General features: G+C 36.8%; 7 protein-coding genes and 1 tRNA gene. 5 read left to right on the forward strand and 3 right to left on the reverse strand.

All coding sequences use genetic code 11. The features are described from left to right. Positions 1-105 precede the first annotated feature (105 nt). On the forward strand, positions 106-378 hold the full coding sequence (locus tag DB895_RS07530; RefSeq protein ID WP_116724749.1) for an HU family DNA-binding protein: 273 nt from the start codon (positions 106-108) through the stop codon (positions 376-378). A 119-nt stretch (positions 379-497) separates the two neighbouring features. After that, a complete protein-coding gene (locus DB895_RS07535; protein ID WP_116724764.1) occupies positions 498-1,058 on the forward strand; it encodes a YqgE/AlgH family protein in 561 nt (186 codons plus the stop codon). Here DB895_RS07535 and DB895_RS07540 read toward each other — a convergent pair. Beyond that, positions 1,055-1,894, reverse strand: a complete 840-nt coding sequence (locus DB895_RS07540) for an aminotransferase class IV (RefSeq protein WP_116724750.1) — start codon at positions 1,892-1,894, stop codon at positions 1,055-1,057. The genes DB895_RS07535 and DB895_RS07540 overlap by 4 nt on opposite strands. A 52-nt stretch (positions 1,895-1,946) precedes the next feature. Next, positions 1,947-2,339 (reverse strand): START-like domain-containing protein, encoded by a 393-nt coding sequence (locus tag DB895_RS07545; protein ID WP_116724751.1) that lies wholly within the window; start codon positions 2,337-2,339, stop codon positions 1,947-1,949. Between the two features lie 147 nt (positions 2,340-2,486). On the opposite strand from DB895_RS07545, the gene DB895_RS07550 reads away from it, so the two are divergent. Continuing rightward, positions 2,487-2,560: transfer RNA gene (locus DB895_RS07550), tRNA-Met, on the forward strand. Positions 2,561-2,623: 63 nt separating this feature from the next. Here DB895_RS07550 and DB895_RS07555 read toward each other — a convergent pair. Continuing rightward, positions 2,624-7,135 carry an MBG domain-containing protein gene (locus DB895_RS07555; RefSeq protein WP_116724752.1) on the reverse strand — a complete coding sequence of 1,504 codons (4,512 nt, stop codon included), beginning with the start codon at positions 7,133-7,135 and terminating at the stop codon, positions 2,624-2,626. Positions 7,136-7,951: 816 nt separating this feature from the next. Between DB895_RS07555 and DB895_RS07560 the strand changes: the two genes are divergently transcribed. After that, positions 7,952-17,116, forward strand: coding sequence for a choice-of-anchor D domain-containing protein (locus tag DB895_RS07560; RefSeq protein WP_116724753.1), 9,165 nt, complete (start codon positions 7,952-7,954; stop codon positions 17,114-17,116). A gap of 2,198 nt (positions 17,117-19,314) precedes the next feature. Beyond that, positions 19,315-20,532 (forward strand): glycine-rich domain-containing protein (locus DB895_RS14200; RefSeq protein ID WP_449404189.1); only part of this gene is annotated, 1,218 nt, incomplete at its 3' end.

The raw sequence follows: 20,532 nt of genomic DNA on the forward strand, positions 1-20,532 counted from the left end.
TAACAAAATGATTAAAAACACCCGAAAACAGTTGTGTAGTAAGGAATTCCTATTAAATTTGTTATGAGTAAAATAATATTTAATCAACAATTAATAACTATTATTATGAATAAATCAGAATTAATCGATGCTATCGCTGCTGACGCTGGAATTACAAAAGCTGCTGCAAAATTAGCTTTAGAATCATTTTTAGGTAATGTAAGTGGTACTTTGAAAAAAGGTGGTAGAGTATCTTTAGTAGGTTTCGGTTCTTGGTCAGTTTCTAACAGAGCTGCCAGAGACGGAAGAAATCCTCAAACAGGAAATACAATCCAAATTGCTGCAAAAAATGTAGTAAAATTTAAAGCAGGTGCTGAATTAGAAGGTTCAGTAAACTAGTTTAAGTTTATCTCCCATAAATAAAGTCTTCCAAACGGAGGACTTTTTTTTTGATTTTTTTTCTAATTATTTGTGTAATTAAAAAAAATAGTGTTAAATTTAATAAAAATTACAATAAAATGACCTCAGAAAAATTAAAAAAAGGACAACTACTCATAGCAGAACCTTCTATAATTGGTGATTTATCATTTAACCGTTCGGTTATTCTATTAGCTGAGCATAATGAAGATGGTTCTGTAGGCTTCATCGTTAACAAACCGTTGAAATATACTATCAATGATTTAGTTCCTGATATTGAAGCAAATTTTAAAATTTACAATGGAGGTCCCGTAGAGCAGGATAATCTGTACTTCATACACAATGTACCCGAATTAATTACGGATAGTATTGAAATTTCTAGTGGAATCTTTTGGGGAGGTGATTTTGAGTTGACAAAAAATCTCATCAACGAAGGAAAAATAAAGAAAGATAACATTCGCTTCTTTTTAGGATACACAGGTTGGGAAGCACAGCAACTAGAAAATGAAATGCAGTCGAATTCCTGGATAATTGCTGAAAACCTATATCAGAACAAAATTATTGGAAAATCGGCTACGGATTTTTGGAGAGAAAAAATATTGGAATTAGGTGGCGATTACATCATATGGTCTAATGCACCCGAAAATCCGTTACTGAATTAACACAACTGCACCAAAGCGTTCAATTGCGCCAGTAATTGATTTGCTAAATCCGTTTTATATTCCTTTTTTCTATACTTAGTTATAGGCTGTATCCCTTTGATTACATTAGTAATAAATAATTCATCTGCTTTTTGAAGATCAAATGGAGAAATTGGCTCTTCGACAACTTCCATGTTTCCCATTTTTTTTGCCAATGCTAAAATTTGCTTTCGCATAATACCATTCAGACAACCTTCAGAAATGGGTGGCGTGATTAATTTATTTGCCACCAGCATAAAAATATTTCCCTGAAGCGCTTCAACTATATTTTTACTTTCATTGAGCAGCAAGCAATTATCCAAATCATTCTCTTTTGCAAAAATACTCCCTACAATATTTATGGCCTTATTTGTTGTTTTTATAGTGGACAACAATTGTTTTGTGACATAATAATCTTTATATAAATCGATCTCATAAGGCTTTTTATCAATATAATAAACCTTATCGTCCAATGCAAAAGAATGAATCAAATAGGATACTGTATTTGTCTCTGGCAAATAGTTGCCACCTGAGTTTCTATAAACGGTTATTCTTGCTCTGGCAGAAACGGAACACCGATTGGCATTAGCTATAGACAAAATCTGTTGTTCAAGGAATTCCATGGTAAAATTCATGGGAATCTCCATCCTGAGAATCCGCATCGCCGACATCAATCTAAAATAATGATCTTCTAAAAAAAGAATTTTATTGTCCCGGATTTTTACCGTTTCAAAAACACCATCTCCATAAAGGAAAGCGCGGTTGTTTTGCAATAAATTAGTTGCAACCGGAAGAATTTCACCGTTAAAATTTATCATAAGAAAAGCCCTGAATTAAATTTGAGGCAAATATAAGCCTTAAAAGCAAATTTTATACAGACCCAATTACATGTTTAAGATCTGAAATCTGATTTCCCCATAGAAGTTTGGCTTCATCTAGTTCACTGTCTTCCGCAAAATCGATAATCATTAGCGAGACGTCTTTTGTTATCTCATCTTCAAGTATACGCAATTCAAAAAAATAGTCAGTATCCTTTTTATTTTCATCAATCCATCTAAATTTAATTTTCTCTCCGGTCTTTTTTGATGAAAGCCTTGCATTTTCTTCTGAATCATTCCAGATAAAAGTAAAGTATTCCCCTCTTGAATTCACATTGTCTGCAAACCACTCCGACAAACCCGAAGGTGTTGATATATACTGATATAACAATTGTGGGGAAGAGTTAATAGGGAATTCTAATTCGTATCGTGATTTTAAGTCCATTGTCTGTCTGTAATTTTTGTGAAATATATAAATATTATATCGAAAAAATGCTTTTTTAAAAAATATTTTTTTTCGTTTTATATTTGTTCCGTATGATTAAAATTTTATATTTGCACCCGCGTTCAGGATATGAACGACTCCAGAAATGGCGAGGTAGCTCAGTCGGTTAGAGCGCAGGATTCATAACCCTGAGGTCACGGGTTCAACTCCCGTCTTCGCTACAAAATCAAACCCTAATTACTGAAGTAGTTAGGGTTTTTTATTACACCAACTATCATTATTTTTTAATTTACAACCTTCTTGGTGATCGTTTCGAGATTGTCTAAAGTGATTTTTACAATAAGGATTTCATTTGTATTTCCTGTATAGAATTTAGCTTGGGCAGCATTTAAGTTGTATTTCTCCTTTAACAGCCTACCCCTTATGTCATAGACTTTCACATTAGTCATCGTCATGTGCCCTGTATTAATGATGATTTCCTGATTTTGTTTGTAAGCTACCACATTATTTTCATTGAATGTAGATTGATTTGCAGCTAGGGTATTTTTATACACAATTTCAAAACGACTGTTAAACTTTCCCGCTTCTGTTGCAAAAGTATAAGAGCCTACTTTCAAATCATAAATAGTATTGACCAACTTGTCTTTCAAGAAAACATCTTGATTTTGAAACAACCCATTTAGGTGGTCGATACCAATTGAATACTCCCCTGCTGTTGTTATATTAAACTCTAAGGGTACAATGTCATCAGCAGAATATTCTGGACGGCCTTGAATAGCATAAGGAGCACTTTCAATGATACTACATAAATAATTGGCACTATTAATGTTTAAACCATCAATCCCCCTATCAACGCCTAATGTAGCGTCTGCCGTGTACCCAACTGCCATTTGGTTGAAAATTCCGCTGGCATTTGTCAAATTCAACCAATAAAGGCTAACATCCGAGAGAGATACTTGAGAATTCCTGAAGAACTGGTTCCCATTATCAAGTTCTCTTCTCATGGCATTATTAAAAACCAAATTCGATGCGCTTGTAGCCTTAACTATAAATCCTTGCCCTACGTTTATTACCCAATTTCCCACTGGACACGTTTCAGTATCATAATAAGAACTTCCGGTATCTCCTCCAGCAGCCCCGTTCGCTGTAAAACCCAATGTTGTTAAGGTAGCATAGCTCGAGGCATTTGGGGAATTTGTTTTTCTCCAAAAATAAAGAGTCCCCGTAATTGTTTCATTTGCGGCTACAAATTCTGAAAAATTGATTTGTGAAGGATAAGGATTCCCAACTGCATTGTACCCCAAATTCATGGCATAGTTAATGTTCCCGCTATTTGGTTTTCCTGTAAATACACCATTAAAAATGGCAGGTACAGTTGCAGAGAATGTTCTGGGCACCCTGATTAAGTAACCTTGCCCGACATTGAAATTATTTGCCACTGAAATAGGAGTATAGAAATCCGTTGTGCTATCATAATAGTAAAAACGATTGGCCACGGTATTTGGAGAGAAATTATATAAATTTTGACCTTCAACTGGAGAGGACCACAACGTGTAATCCAGCAAGTACAATGACGAACTGTTGCGTTTTATGATAATATTTCCTGAATTAGTATTTGTTGTACCTCCTTGAATTAAACCCGAATTATTTTCAAAAGTTATGCTACTTCCATTGTCGACGGACAAAGCACCATTTAAAGTAACTTTATATCCCGATGAAATAACAACAATAGCATTTGAATTTATAGTTAAAGTACAAGCCATGATACTTCCTCCGTTTGTAAGTGAATTATAATTTCCAGATATCACAGCTGCGCTTGTACTGGTTGGTATATCCTTACTCCAGGCAGTTCCATTCCATATTGTAATAGAGCCAACCGTGATTGTAGCATCAGCATAAGAAACCAAACACGATCCATTACTAATACTCCATCTTACCACATAATCTCCTGCTCCACCAATTGGAGTAAATATAGATCCGGCTAAAGTTGTATTACTAAACTGGCTTGACAAGGTACTTGGGCCACTTGCTACGCTCCAGGCTCCAATTCCTACTGCGGGTATATTCCCTACAAGGGTTGCAGTTCCCAAAGCACATATCGTTTGGGTTGAACCATTGGTTGCTACCGTTGGAGTCTGATTAACTAATAAGAATCCTTTAACATAGGTTATATTATAATTAGTAAGACCCGTACCCGTAGCATTTGAAATTACAATATCATAAGAACCTGATAATGCTGATGGGGCAGCTCCTATGCTTGACAAGCTAACTCCGCTAATACTATCACCGTTCATTAATATTCCGAATGTAAACTCTGTTCCTGCAAAACTAAAGTTAGTTCCTGCACATTTAGCTTGATTGTTTGCGGTAATGGTTAATGCTTTTGCATTTACTGTTAACGTCCCAGAAGCATAGGTAATCGTATAATTTGACAAACCCGTTCCTATTGCGGCAATAGGAATAATTGCATACAAATTGACAGCTGACACAACTGAAGCACCAGCACTTGTTAGCGTTACGGTGCTTACTACATCACTATTTTCCAATCCAGATGCTACAAACTCACTACCGGAAAACGTAAATAAAGTACCATAAATCTTATTCGCGTTATTTGCGGTTATGGTCAGCGCTTTTGCATTTACTGTTAAAGTTGCATTAGTATAGGTAATCGTGTAATTTGACAAACCTGTTCCTGTTGCTGCACTTGGTACAATGGCGTAATAACCGACTGTTGCAGTAGTCAGAGTTCCTCCACTAGTTAGTGTTATCGAACTCAGCGTATCGCTATTTATCAAACCTGACGTTGTAAACTCGCTCCCGGAAAAAGTAAATGAAACCCCATAAATCTTAGCTTGACCATTTGCTATAATACTTAATCCCTTTTTATTCACCATTAATGTTGTAGCTGAATCACTGACAGCAATTAAATCAACATTACCAACGTAACTATAAGTTATAGTATATCCACCAGATGAATAAGGGATTGTAGCTGTTGGAAAATTAAGTGTAAATCCTCCTGCCCCACCCAATATTGTAGCGTTTTTACTAACTCCATTTATTGTAATACTAACTATTTCCGCATCTGCCGGGTGCACAATACCTGCACCAACCGTTCCGCTAAGGGCAATTGAAGCAACTCCATAAATAACTGTCTGACTAGCAGTTAAATTCGAAAAAACAGCAGTTAATCTACTGTCACTTGCTACATTCACCACACCAGTAGTAGCAGCAAAAAAGGTGTTATTTTTATTAGTTGCCCCTGATGAACTTGACCCCCATGACCCACCAATTTTATTTACTCCACCTAATGTTAATGAATTTGCCGTTGAAGTAGTCCCGGCCACTAAGCTTGCAATTGCTGATCCTCCAATTGAAAGAGTCGAACTGATGGTCATCACGCCTGCAAAAGTCTTAGTTCCAGAACCGCTAAGAGTAAGATCGTTATAGGTCTTTCCATTTGTAACCAGCTGATTACCGACTGAATTATACTCAATTATAGAACTTCCACCTAAAGTTATTGTTGGATTATTAGTGTTTTTTATAGCCGTGGTTGAACTTCCGGAAAACCCGGCTGTATTCGCTGTTTGAAACAAACCATCAATTGTAACGGTACCGGAAGTACCAAAAGAAATTACACTTGTTCCTGCATTCATAGTAGAGTTGACACCAACAGTTAGCCTATCTGAATTGCCCAAAGTAATGGCATTATTATTGGTATTCAATAAACTACCCGTATTTACATTCCCTACAGCTATACTTCCTGTAACATTAGTAGCCGTAACGGCTGCGCCTAATGTTGCCCCACCAGCGTTAGTGTTATTTACATTTAAATTTTTATAAAGAAGGGGTGAAGTGGAAAGTCCTAACACTTTATCTTTACTTGAAGGGTAAACAAAAGGGATGGTTTGAGCATTTGCTGAACCATTAAAATTAACCGTGGTTAAAGTTACAGAAAATGTTATAGTGCCAGAATTATCGACATTGGCAAGGTCAAAAAATGTGGTTCCTCCTAAATTGAGTGTTCCGTTATTAAGTCCTGTTGCCATTGTAAAAGTTGACGCAGAATTTTTTTGGCCAACAGATTTTATAATACCTCCTACTGAAACCGTGCCTGTACTTAAACTAAAATTAGGAGTGCTTTTTTTCCCACCACCAATGTCCTGGCCGGTAAGAGTTAGATTCCCTGAAATGTTAAGGTTTGAAATTGACGATGTCAATGTTACTGTTCCAGATCCGGTAATAATTGACGACCCCCCCACAAAAAAAGACCCGCAAGACAATGTCCCTAAACCTGATAGTGCGGCGGCAGAAGCTGAATTTGCTGCGTTATTTAATGTTACAGCACCAGTAACCATAACCGTATTACCTGCATTTACCGTAAGTGTAGCAGCAGCCCCATTAAAAGTCATTGAGGAACATGTTGTAGAAATATCGCCCGTAAGTGTCACACCATTAGGAATAACAACTATATCACCACTAGCTGGAACTCCGCTGGGACTCCATGTGGAAGCAGTTCCCCAAAAACCACTCTTTGCAGTTTTGGTAATTTGAGAATACCCCATATTAATAGATAAAAGACCAATAAAAGCAAAAATTGCTGTTGTTTTTGAGTAGTGTACTATGAATTTTGACTTATTAGAATTACCACCGGAACTCTCTTTAATAGGCTTTAACAAAATAGAGTGTCTCTCTAAAATATTAAAAACTTTAAGTCTAATTTGATCCGCCAGAAAGGCATTTAAATTAAAAAAGACAAACCTAATATTCAATCTTTTTTGGGTTAAAATTGTTTTCATAAACATTGATTTGGGTTACTATTAAAATAAAATCAGCTGCACTATGCAACTGATTGTCATGAAAATACAAAGCTTAAATCCGTGTGGTTTTTTAGGGAATCTGTTATAAAGAAAATCCAGAATAGTTTGTCAAAAAAATATTTCTGTTGAACAGCTATAATAAACGATGAAAAACAACAAATCAGAATAAAAAAACTTAAATAAAAAAATTTAAATTATATCTCAATATTATTCATCAAAAAACAGAATGCAGAATATTAAATTAACCCGTTGGGTGTAATTCAAAATTGTTTAATTTTTAGCCACATAGAAACATAGATTTTATGAATTTTGAAAGGCGTTTCACTTTATTTGAGAAAAACATAGCCATGTGAACCCAAATATTGGGCTATCCAACTCTTTTTTTCTATGTTTCTATGTGGTTCAATTTTTTATTTATTCTATAATTTAAATTTTCATCAATTACACCCAACGGGTTAAATTAATGTCACTTTACTTAAACTGGAATTAATGTTTGCATATCCAAGTTTCAAAAAGGAAATCAACATCTTGCCTTAATTTGTTTTGTTATTATCACACAAAATGAAGAAATGCATCCAAAATATTTCTGCTTTACGGATATTAAAAACATCAAAAAAAATAGAATTCTGTCGTGATTTAATCTGCTAAACTGTTTACAAATCATGTTTTTGTGTAGTGTATCGTCATTTTAGGTGAGTTGACGAAATATTTTTTTCCGTAAGATATACCGTTATATTTTTGAGTTAATAAATTCGGATTCACTCAATTACAGTATACTTTAAAGACAGAAAAATCATGAAAAAAATTACTTCATTAGACAAAAAAATAATCTTTATAATAGGAATTCTATTGAGTGCTGTTTTAAGTTACTCCCATTCTCTAACTTTTTCTACAGGTAGAAATCATGTCCTCATCTCAACTGATAAAAACGAATTACCGAGAAGAAAAATTTCAAACAGCCGATTCAATACAATTGCGCCAGCATTTGAAAAATTGGCACCGCAACCCGAAATAGACGTTCAGGGAAATGCAACTTCTATTGTTGATGGTGATGTAACTCCGTCTGTTACTGACTGGACTGATTTTGGTTCAACCGACATTAACTCTGGGACTATAACAAGAACTTTCACCATTAAGAACACAGGGACTGCTTTGTTGACTGTTGGAGCCATCACTTTTAGCGGAGCCAACGCTGGTGATTTTTCGGTTACTACGGCTCCAGCTACTTCCGTTGCTGCTGGTTCAAGCACCACATTTGTGGTAACCTTTAATCCGAGTGCCGCGGGTTTAAGAACCGCCTCCATGTCGATGGTAAACAACGACGGTAATGAAAACCCATATAATTTTTCTATTCAAGGAACGGGTACCGAACAGGAAATAGACGTTCAAGGGAATTCAACTTCAATCGTTGATGGAGATGTAACTCCATCTGTAACAGACTGGACTGATTTTGGCTCAAGTGATATTAATTCTGGGACTATTACCAAAACATTTACCATTCAAAATACCGGAACTTCTTCGTTGACTGTTGGAGCCATCACTTTTGGCGGAGCTAACGCAGGTGATTTTTCGGTTACTACGACTCCCGCCGCATCCGTTGTTGCGGGGTCCAGCACCACATTTGTGGTAACCTTTAATCCAAGTGCCGCAGGTTTAAGAACCGCCTCCATGTCGATGGTAAACAACGACGGTAATGAAAACCCATATAATTTTTCTATTCAAGGAACGGGTACCGAACAGGAAATAGACGTTCAAGGGAATTCAACTTCAATCGTTGATGGAGATGTAACTCCATCTGTAACAGACTGGACTGATTTTGGCTCAAGTGATATTAATTCTGGGACTATTACCAAAACATTTACCATTCAAAATACCGGAACTTCTTCGTTGACTGTTGGAGCCATCACTTTTGGCGGAGCTAACGCAGGTGATTTTTCGGTTACTACGACTCCCGCCGCATCCGTTGTTGCGGGTTCCAGCACCACATTTGTAGTGACCTTCAATCCGAGTGCCTCGGGTTTAAGAACCGCCTCCATGTCAATAGTGAACAACGACAGCAACGAAAATCCTTATAATTTCTCCATTCAGGGAACGGGTACCGAACAGGAAATAGACGTTCAAGGGAATGCAACTTCCATCGTTGACGGAGACATAACGCCAACAACGGCAGACTGGACTGATTTTAGTACCGTAACCACTACAAGAACTTTTACTATTTTTAACACAGGAACTTCTCCTTTAACCATTGGTGCAATAACATTTTCTGGAGCTAATGCAGCTGATTTTTCAGTTACAACTAATCCAAGTTCTCCTGTTGCAGCTGGCTCTAGTACCACTTTTGTTATTAAATTTACTCCAGGCGCTGCTGCAATAAGAACAGCAACGATGAATATAGTTAACAATGACAGCAATGAAAATCCTTATGATTTTTCTATTAAAGGAACTGGCGTTGCCCAAGAAATTAATGCACAGGGAAATGCGACTTCCATTGTTGACGGAGATGTAACTCCATCTGTAACCGATTGGACCGATTTTGGTTCAACCGATATTAATACGGGAACCGTTACCAGAACTTTTACCATTCAAAATACAGGTTCCATGAATTTGACTGTTGGTGCCATCACATTCTCTGGAACAAATGCCGGAGATTTTTCGGTTACTACAGCCCCTAGTGCGATAGTTGCCGGTTTAGGAAGTACCACTTTTGTTGTTACTTTCAATCCTAGTGCTGCCGGAATAAGAACCGCTACCATATCGATAGTGAACAATGACAGTAACGAAAATCCTTATGATTTTTCTATACAGGGAACAGGTACCGAACAAGAAATAGACATTCAAGGTAATACAACCTCCATTGTTGACGGAGACATCACCCCAGCAACAGCAGATTGGACTGATTTTAGTACCCTAACAATGACAAGAACATTCACCATTTTCAATACGGGAACAACCTCTTTAACCATTGGGGCAATAACATTCTCTGGAACTAATGCTGCCGATTTTTCGGTTACTACCAATCCAAGTTCTCCTGTTGCATCAGGCTCTAGCACTTCTTTTGTCGTTACATTTACTCCAAGTGCCACTGGGGCAAGAACTGCAACAATAAATATAGCTAACAATGACAACAATGAAAATCCTTATAATTTTAATATTCAAGGAACGGGTGTTACCCAAGAAATTAATGTTCAAGGAAATGCAACGTCTATTGTTGACGGAGATGTAACTCCATCTGTCACCGACTGGACTGATTTTGGTTCAACCGATATCAATACAGGAACTATTACCAAAACATTTACCATTCAAAATTCGGGCTCCATGAACTTGACCATTGGGGCAATTACATTCTCAGGGGTAAATGCCGGAGATTTTAGCGCAACCGCTTTACCTAGTGCCACAGTTGTTGGTTTGGGAAGCACCACTTTTGTAATAACATTCAATCCGGGTGCTGTTGGAACAAGAACCGCCACGATGTCGATGGTTAACAATGACAGCAATGAAAATCCCTATAATTTTTCAATTCAAGGAACCGCTACGGAACAAGAAATTAATATTCAAGGAAATGCAACGTCTATTGTTGATGGCGACATAACGTCAACAACTACCGATTGGACTGATTTTAGCACAATTGCAACTACAAGAACTTATACAATTCAAAATACGGGAACTTCTCCTCTAACAATTGGAGCAATAACATTTTCTGGAACTAATGCAGGTGATTTTTCAGTGACGACTAATCCAAGTTCTCCTGTATCAGCAGGATCTAGCACTACATTTACTGTTACGTTTACACCAAGTACTCCCGGAATAAGAACCGCTACAATGTATATAGTTAACAATGACAGTAATGAAAATCCTTATGATTTTACCATTATGGGGATGGGGGTTGCCCAAGAAATTAATATTCAAGGAAATGGCGCTTCTATTGTTGATGGTGATAACACACCATCTATAACGGATTGGACTGATTTTGGGTCAACCAATATTAATTCTGGCATCATTACAAGAACGTTTACCATTCAAAACTTAGGCTCTGTGAATCTGACCGTTGGAGCAATAACATTTTCGGGGGCAAATGCAAGTGACTTTTCAGTTACTACTTTACCCAATGCCACAGTTTCCGGTTTAGGAAGTACCACTTTTGTAATCACTTTTAATCCGAGTGTTTCGGGAACAAGAACAGCTATCCTATCAATAGTTAATAATGACGGTAACGAAAATCCCTATGATTTTACCATTAAAGGTATAGGTACTGAGCCCGAAATTGACATATTAGGAAATGGAACCACTATTATTGATGGCGACACTACTCCGTCAGTTACGGATTGGACTGATTTTGGTTCAACAGATGTCAATACAGGATCTATTATTAAAACTTTCACCATTCAAAATACTGGAACTTCTTCATTAACTTTGGGTGCCATAACTTTCAGCGGTGCCAACGCGAGTGATTTTTCGCTTAGTACACCTCCCACCGTTTTTGGAGCTGGGACAATCTTTAGCGTTACCTTCATTCCTAGTGCTCCCGGAATAAGAACTGCAACAATTTCTATAGTTAACGATGACAGTAACGAAAATCCCTATAACTTTTCTCTTCAAGGAATGGGAACCAACCAAGAAATAGACATTCAGGGAAATGCAACTTCTATTGTTGATGGAGATAGTACTCCATCAACTACCGATTGGACTGATTTTAGTAACCTAACAACGACACGAACTTTTACCATACTAAATACGGGAACATCACCACTAAACGTTGGTGCAATAACATTTTTCGGAACTAATGCAAGTGATTTTTCTGTAACCAACGCTCCAAGCAGCATCGTTATTGCAGGGACTAGCACTACTTTCACGGTCACCTTTAATCCAAGTGGAACTGGAATAAGGACTGCCTCCATTTCAATCGCAAATAATGACAGTAGTGAAAGTCCTTATGATTTTACTATTCAGGGAAATGGGGCTAACCAAGAAATAGACATTCAGGGAAACGCAACTTCAATTGTTGATGGGGATAGTTCTCCAACAACTACCGATTGGACTGATTTTAGTACTGTAGCAACTACCCGAACTTTTACTATTCTAAATACGGGGAGCATGCCATTGACATTAGGAACTATCGATTTCACTGGGGCTAACGCTTCCGATTTCACTGTAATTACTGCTCCAAGCACTACAATACCTGGTTTCGGAAGCACTACTCTTAGTGTTAGATTCTTACCCAGTGCCATTGGAACCAGAACAGCGACTATTCAAATCATGAATAATGACAGTAATGAAAACGCTTATAGTTTTTCAATTCAAGGAACAGGAATAGTTCAAGAAATAGACGTACTGGGAAATGCTATACCCATTGTTAGTGGAGACATGACACCATCAACTACAGACTGGACAGATTTTAGTTCCGTGGCCGTAACCCGTATCTTTACCATACAAAACAATGGAACAGTAGATTTAACGATTGGCGCCATTACTATTGGAGGAGCAAATCCCAGCGATTTTAGTGTAACCACTTTGCCTGACTCTACAGTTGCGGGCACAACAAGCACCTCTTTTGTGGTAACATTTACGCCTAGTGCTGCTGGTACAAGAACTGCAACCATCTCAATCTCAAATAATGATGCCACTGGCGGTGAAAATCCGTATACATTTACAATTAGCGCAACATCGTCAAGCGAAATGGACGTCGTTGGACTTAATGTATCTATCGTTGATGGCGACTGCACTCCTTCAGGAACAGACCAAACAGATTTCGGATCCGTTTCAATTGAAAATGGTTCTGTATTGGTTAATTACACCATTAAGAATTCTGGCACAGGTTCTTTGGTAATTGGCGCAATTACAATAGGAGGCATTGATGCTAGTGATTTTTCTATCTCCACGGCTCCCAGCGCTTCAGTTGCATCTGGAGCCTCCACAACCTTTCAACTGTCTTTTAATCCTACTATTTTAGGAGTGAAAAATGCAACAATCTCCATTGCTAATAATGACATTAATGAGAATCCTTATAATTTCTGCATAACTGGTTTAGGAGTTAGAACTTATGTAGATACTGATGGTGATGGTGTAACCGACAATCTTGACCTTGATGATGATAATGATGGTATTGTTGATACTTTAGAACAATCGAGTTGTCTTACCTCTCCATTCGCAAGTTCTGTAGTGCACACTTTTCTAAATGAAACTTTCGGGACAGGAACAACTAAAGGTTTAATCAACATTAATATTCCAGGCGCAACAACCACCTCTTGTTATGAGGATAACATCACCACGAACCCAAACAATTGTGGTACAAATGCTTCAGGGGTTCTGGACGACGGCGAATATTGCGTAAATTATAAAATCTCACATGCAACAAACGCGGCTGATCTAGAAAACATTCATCATGACTTAGCTTGGACAGATCAACTGGATCATACTATTGATACCTATGGAAGAATGGCTATATTTAATGCCGACAATACCGCTGGAACTTATTTTTATCAAGCAATTATTAATGGCGTTATTCCAAATGCCCCAGTTTCCTTTGGTTTCTGGGTAATGAATATTATGAGACAAGGTAATCTCGGCGCTAGTATATTACCAAATATTACGGTAGAATTTAGAGATGTAACCGGTGTTACATTATTTGCCAGTTACAACACGGGAAATATTGGTAGATGTTCAGCAGCAAACCCTTTAGACAATACTTGTGGTCCATCACTATCCAATTGGTTGCAATATTCTACAACTGTAAATCTGGGAAATGTCACTGATTTTATGGTGAAAATTAAAAATAATGCTCCGGGTGGTGGTGGAAATGATTTTGCAATGGATGATATTGTAATTGCACAAACCTATTGTGATTGGGATAGTGATGGCGTAGCCAATTTATTTGATTTGGATTCTGACAATGATGGAATCCCGGATATTGAGGAAGGAGGATTTAAACAGTATAGTAGCGGTTTATCTAAAATGGACACCAGTAGCACAACAACTTGGACAGACGCCAATTCAAACGGAATGAACGATGTCATAGATCCAATTTATACAGCCGTAAATAATTCTATTCCCGATACAGATGGAGACGGTCAAAGTAATGTATTGGATTTAGACAGTGATAATGACAGTCTTTTTGATGTGGATGAAGCAATCTCTAATATGGGAGATGGGGATATTAACGGAGACGGAAAAGGAGATGGGGTTGATACTGATGGTGATGGTATATTGGACATTTATGATAGCTCCGTTAGTTTTGGCACGCTTACTAAACCCTATACACAAAATACCGATGGAATAGGAAACCCCGATTATATGCAAGTGGATTCTAATAATGATGGAATAAAAGATATTGCAGAAACTTTATACAGTGCCCTTGATGCAAATGATGATGGAGTAATTGATGGTGCTACGGATGTTGACAAAGATGGTATAACTGATGCTTTTGACACTAATACCGCCGCTCTTGGTTCTCCTAGAGATTTGAACCGAAAATTACAATTAGAATTTGACGGCAGAAATGATTACGGTCAAGGCACCAGTGTATTGGGAGGTTTAGCCAATGCGTCCTTAATGGCTTGGATTGATTTAAACAACGCATTCTCTACCGATGGAATTGTTGTTGGTCAGAATAAATTCCAATTGCGAATTACCAGTGCCAAAAAACTGGAAGCCGTTGTAAACGGAACCACATTAACGTATAATACTGTTGCATTAAATACCTCACAATGGACTCACGTTGGTGCAGTTTATGGAGGAGGATTTCTGAAACTATATTTAAACGGGGCATTGGTTAACAGTATGGCTTTGTCTGGAAATATTCCTGCCGATCCCTCATTACTAACCATAGGTAAAGACCCAAGCACCAACACAAAATATTTTAAAGGTAAAATTGATGAAGTTCGTGTGTTCAACGTTGCTTTAACCGACTCTCAATTTCAAAGAATGGTGTACCAAGAAATTCAAAACACAAGCTCCCAAGTAAGAGGTGCGATTGTTCCTAAAGATATTGGCGCATTGCCCTTTGCAAACGTATTGCGATACTATAGAATGGACGCTTACAAAGACGACATCATCGATGATTTAACAACAGCAGGTATTGACGTTGGAACTGGAATGAAAATCTACAACAATAAAAACATTTATGTGCAACAAGCACCCATGCCTTTTCTAACGGAACGAACCGGAGATTTTGCCACGGCAGTAAATAGTCCTACAAAAGAAATTAGAGGACTGGACATCTTGGATCAGGACTGGTCAATTGTTCAGGTGATGCACGACATCACCGAAAGTTCTAACAATGTCGATCTTGGAATGTTTGTTGACCCCGGAATCAATATCATAATGAACAATGACAATAAAATACAGAACGATTGGTATCTAAAACTAGACGGAAAAATAGACTTGCAAGGAAAATCACAATTAGTACAAACCACAAACAGCGATTTGGACGTAACCAGTGCTGGTTCTATAGAAAGGGATCAACAAGGACAATCCAACAAATTCAATTACAATTATTGGTCGTCACCAGTGGGTGCGTTAAGCACAACAACCAACAACAATCCCTTTACGGTGGACGGTGTGATGAAGGACGGAACCGATCCGGAAAACATCCAAAATATCGCTTGGACTTCAGGATACAACGGTATCGCTACGTGTCCTATTACGTTAAGTTCATATTGGATTTATAAATTCCAAAACGTAAGCCCTATTTATGCCAATTGGGCAAGAGTGTCACAAACTGGAACTTTTCTTGCGAGCCAAGGATTTACCCTAAAAGGAAGCGATGCAATAACCGCAACCCAAAACTACACTTTTGTAGGAAAACCAAACAATGGAGCCATTTCAAGTCCCATTGCTGCCAATAATTCTAATTTAAGCGGCAACCCCTATCCTTCCGCTTTAGATGCCAATGCGTTTATTACTGACAACACTATTTCTACAACGGGAGCATTATATTTCTGGGAGCATTTTTGCACCAACGCAACACACGTTTTAAGTGATTACCAAGGAGGTTATGCTACAAGAACACTTGTTGGCGGTACTCCTCCAGTGGCTCCTGCGGGAATTAGTGGTTTGGGCTCTAGCACAAGAATCCCTGGAAGATACATTCCCGTAGGGCAAGGATTTTTTGTAAGTGGAAGCGCAACAGGAGGAACAATTATTTTTAATAATAGTCAAAGAGCATTTGTAAAAGAAGATAATACACTCTCTAACTTCATGTTTAGACAAAATTCAAATGCAAGCCCAATAATCAATAGTCAATTCAATAATAGTGAAGACATTCTTCCCGAAGATAATGGATTCGCAATGATTCGATTGGGGTTTAATTCTGCCAGTAATTTTCACAGACAAATCCTTCTGGGTTTCATGAACGACCTTGCAACCAGTCGCATTGATGCAGGATATGATGCCGTCCAAATTGACAACCAACCTAACGACATGTATTTTATTAACAGCGGTTCAAAATTAGTGATTCAAGGCGAGGGCTATTATAATCCATCTAACATTTATCCTCTTGAAATTAAAACAGCTACGGTTGGGATTGTAAAATTTACTTTGGATGCCATAGAAAAATTCGATGCAAACCAAAAGATCTATATATATGACAATATCACCAATTTGTATCATGATATTCGCAACGAAGCATTTGAAATTAACCTGCCTATAGGAACTGTATCTGATCGTTTTTCTTTAAGATTCGAAAATGCAGCTTTAGCCCATACCGATTTTGATTTGAAAGACAATGTAACAATAGCATTCACCAACAATGACAATACTATTAATATAACAAACAATTTATTAGATACAACAATAAAATCAGTTAGCCTATTTAATATTCTTGGCCAATCCTTAAGTACATGGGACTTTAAAAATGAATCTCCTATCAAAATTCAAATTCCCGTTACCAATGTAAGCTCTGGGACCTATATTGTAAAAGTACAAACCACAAAAGGATACATCAGCAAAAGAATAATTATAAAATAAAGATTCCCCCTTTACATTAAATTTAAAAAGATGCTGTCCAATGGGCAGCATTCTTATTATATATGCATTTATACTTTAACTGCAATTATTGGATTTGCTAACTTTACCCATAATAAAAGTTAAGAATAAAAATTTTAATTTATGAAATCGCCATTAACAACTAGTTTGTTGCAAACAAACACCAATAAGTAAAAAGGTGACCCGAGCTTGAGAACTGGAGTAGCATAAAATATGTGACCCCTAACAAATAGAATTTACATATATAAATCACCATGATTCCCATTCATAAACACTGATAAAGAATAGCAATACCATATTTCAATAAAAAACAAATAATATCAGCATATGAAAAAGATTCGAAAAATTTATGATCGATTTTTCAAAGAGAAATTCGTTCAATTGAGTTATTAAAGACATGACATCCGGGGTTAGCAATTTTGATTTTGCATAAACCTAAAATTTCCTTCTGTCATTCATGTTCTATTAATAATTAAAATCCCTAATACGTTTCAATTTGTATATGAAAAACTGACTCATAATTAATTTCAGTGTATATTCATTATTATTTTTTCGGCAAATGAGTAGTTTTTTTACTTGTGTGTAAATCCACTTTTTTTACCTATAATAACCCGTTGGGTGTAATTCAAAATTGTTTAATTTTTAGCCACATAGAAACATAGATTTTATGAATTTTGAAAGGCGTTTCACTTTATTTGAGAAAAACATAGCCATGTGAACCCAAGTATTGGGCTATCCAACTCTTTTTTTCTATGTTTCTATGTGGTTCAATTTTTTATTTATTCTATAATTGAAATTTTCATCAATTTCACCCAACGGGTTATAATATATTTTGATTTCTCGATAAAAGACATTTATTTTTACAAAACTATTAAATTTAACAAGAAAAAAATTATTAATTTATAAAATATACGAACACCATAAATCGTATTAAAAAACCTATAAAAACTTAGACTAAAATCAAAAAAATCTTCAAATAATATTAATTAAAAACATCTGTTTTTTTTGAAAAAATTAACTAAAAAAAACGTCCTTGAATCCTCTTCATTTAATTAAAAAAACATTCCTTTTTTAAACCAAAAAAAGGTAATAAACAGCTCTAATAAATTGCTTTAAAATTATATGAAAAACCCGTTGGGTGTAATTCTAAATTGTTTAATTTTTAGCCACATAGAAACATAGATTTTATGAATTTTGAAAGGCGTTTCACTTTATTTGAGTAAAACATAGCCATGTGAACCCAAGTATTGGGCTATCCAACTCTTTTTTTTTATGATTCTATGTGGTTCAATTTTTTATTTATTCTATAATTGAAATTTTCATCAATTTCACCCAACGGGTTATAATATATTTTGATTTCTCGATAAAAGACATTTATTTTTACAAAACTATTAAATTTAACAAGAAAAAAATTATTAATTTACAAAATATCCGAACACCGTAAATCATATTAAAAAACCTATAAAAATTTAGACTAAAATCAAAAAAATCTTCAAATAATATTAATTAAAAACATCTGTTTTTTTTTGAAAAAATTAACTAAAAAAAACGTCCTTGAATCCTCTACATTTAATTAAAAAAAACACTCCTTTTTTAAACCAAAAAAAGGTAATAAACAGCTCTAATAAATTGCTTTAAAAATTATATGAAAACAATGAAAATTAAAGCAATAACTCGTTTTTTTTAGCTTCGATTTCCTAAAATATACTCTTCAAAAACGCACAATAAATATCCTTAAAATCAAAAAAAATATGACTAATAATATTGGCAAAAAGCACAAAAAAAAACGCCATTTGCTCGCAATTTCAAGAGCTCTTTTTTAAGGATAAAAACCAATATTAATTCTCTAAAAACACAATATTAAAATAAACCACAAAAAAACAATTCCCCCCATTTATAATACCAAAAAAAATAGCTACAACAAACTGAACCTGAGTTACTTTTACCAATACTATCCTTAAAAAAAATAGATTGATAATTCCAACCAACTATTTGACAAAAAAAATATTAACAAATTATTATCCATATTAATTTACTTACAAAAAAAAAATATTCGCACAATTCACCCCTTTTTTAGGTATCTTGTCGTTGAAAAAATTTGTTAATTAAACATTCTTGTATATATTTGAAACGACAAGGGGAAACTATTTACTAATGCATCTTTTTTTGGGGAAAAAAACATGAAAAAAACTACTTCAACCAGCAATAAAATAAACCTAATCCTTGGACTACTTTTGTTCACCATTTTAGGTTACTCACAATCACCAAAAACCTATTCCTCCTCTGGATCATTTACGGTCCCGGCTGGGGTAACTAGCGTACAAGTTCAAGCTTGGGGCGCTGGTGGTGGAGGATCATCACTTGGTGGTGGTACTAATGGTGCTGGTGGTGGTGGTGGTGGTGCTTTCACTGGGGGAAATATCACGGGTCTTTCGGGAGGGTCAACAGTCACAGTAACTGTTGGTACTGGTGGGACGGTAGGTAATTCAGGAGGACCTTCAAGTGCCTCAAGCGGTGGAAGCGTTACGGCAAACGGAGGATCAAGCACAAATAGCAGAACTGGTGGAAACGCAGGAGCTGCATCAGTATTAGGCGGTTTTGTCACTTCATCTTTTGCTGGTGGCAATGGAGGAACTGGTCATAATGCTACTGGTAATCGTGCTGGTGGTGGTGGTGGTGGATCCGCTACTTCCACCGGAGTTGGAATAACCAATGGTGCCAATGGAGGTACTTCCCAAAACACAAACACCGCTGGAGGAACGGGTTATGCTACTGGAGGTGACGGATCTGCGTCCGATGGAACTCCAAACGCTACAGCCGGAACAGGTGTAGGAGCTGGTGGCGGGGGTCGTGGGAACAATGGAGGAACATCACAATCAGGAGGAAATGGCCAAGTCATCATTACTTGGACGTGTCCAGCTGCTTATGCCCTAACCGCAGCCACTGCAACAGGTCCTTTTTGTGGAGCGTCAACCTCTGTAGTTACGCTAACATCCGCATCAATGGCTTCGGGGACTTATACCGTCACTTACAATCTATCAGCACCAAACCTTGTAGTAGGAAACACGGCCACTATGGTCTTTACAGCAGGAGCTCCTGGCACCGGAACATTTACTACTTCCTCTCTTACAAATGCAGGTACCACAACAATTACAATAACAAACTTATCAAGTGGAACTGCGCCAGATAATTGTAGTAGTGCCATAGCAAGTAACAATACTGCAACTGTAACAATAGTAGCAGCAAATACAGCTGGGGCAGCATCAAGCACACCAACCTTGTGTATCAATACCCCCTTGACGGCTATTACCCACGCAACAACTGGAGCCACTGGAATCTCCAATGCTGGAGTATCGGGAGCCAATGGATTACCGGCAGGCGTAAGTGCCACATGGGCA

This window comes from Flavobacterium psychrotolerans (genome assembly GCF_003097635.1).
In the GTDB taxonomy this organism is placed as follows: Bacteria; Bacteroidota; Bacteroidia; order Flavobacteriales; family Flavobacteriaceae; genus Flavobacterium; species Flavobacterium psychrotolerans.

Coding starts and splice junctions, on each gene's coding strand:
- DB895_RS07530 (WP_116724749.1), top strand. CDS start 106: ATGAATAAATCAGAATTAATCGATGCTATCGCTGCTGACGCTGGAATT.
- DB895_RS07535 (WP_116724764.1), top strand. CDS start 498: ATGACCTCAGAAAAATTAAAAAAAGGACAACTACTCATAGCAGAACCT.
- DB895_RS07540 (WP_116724750.1), bottom strand. CDS start 1,894: ATGATAAATTTTAACGGTGAAATTCTTCCGGTTGCAACTAATTTATTG.
- DB895_RS07545 (WP_116724751.1), bottom strand. CDS start 2,339: ATGGACTTAAAATCACGATACGAATTAGAATTCCCTATTAACTCTTCC.
- DB895_RS07555 (WP_116724752.1), bottom strand. CDS start 7,135: ATGAAAACAATTTTAACCCAAAAAAGATTGAATATTAGGTTTGTCTTT.
- DB895_RS07560 (WP_116724753.1), top strand. CDS start 7,952: ATGAAAAAAATTACTTCATTAGACAAAAAAATAATCTTTATAATAGGA.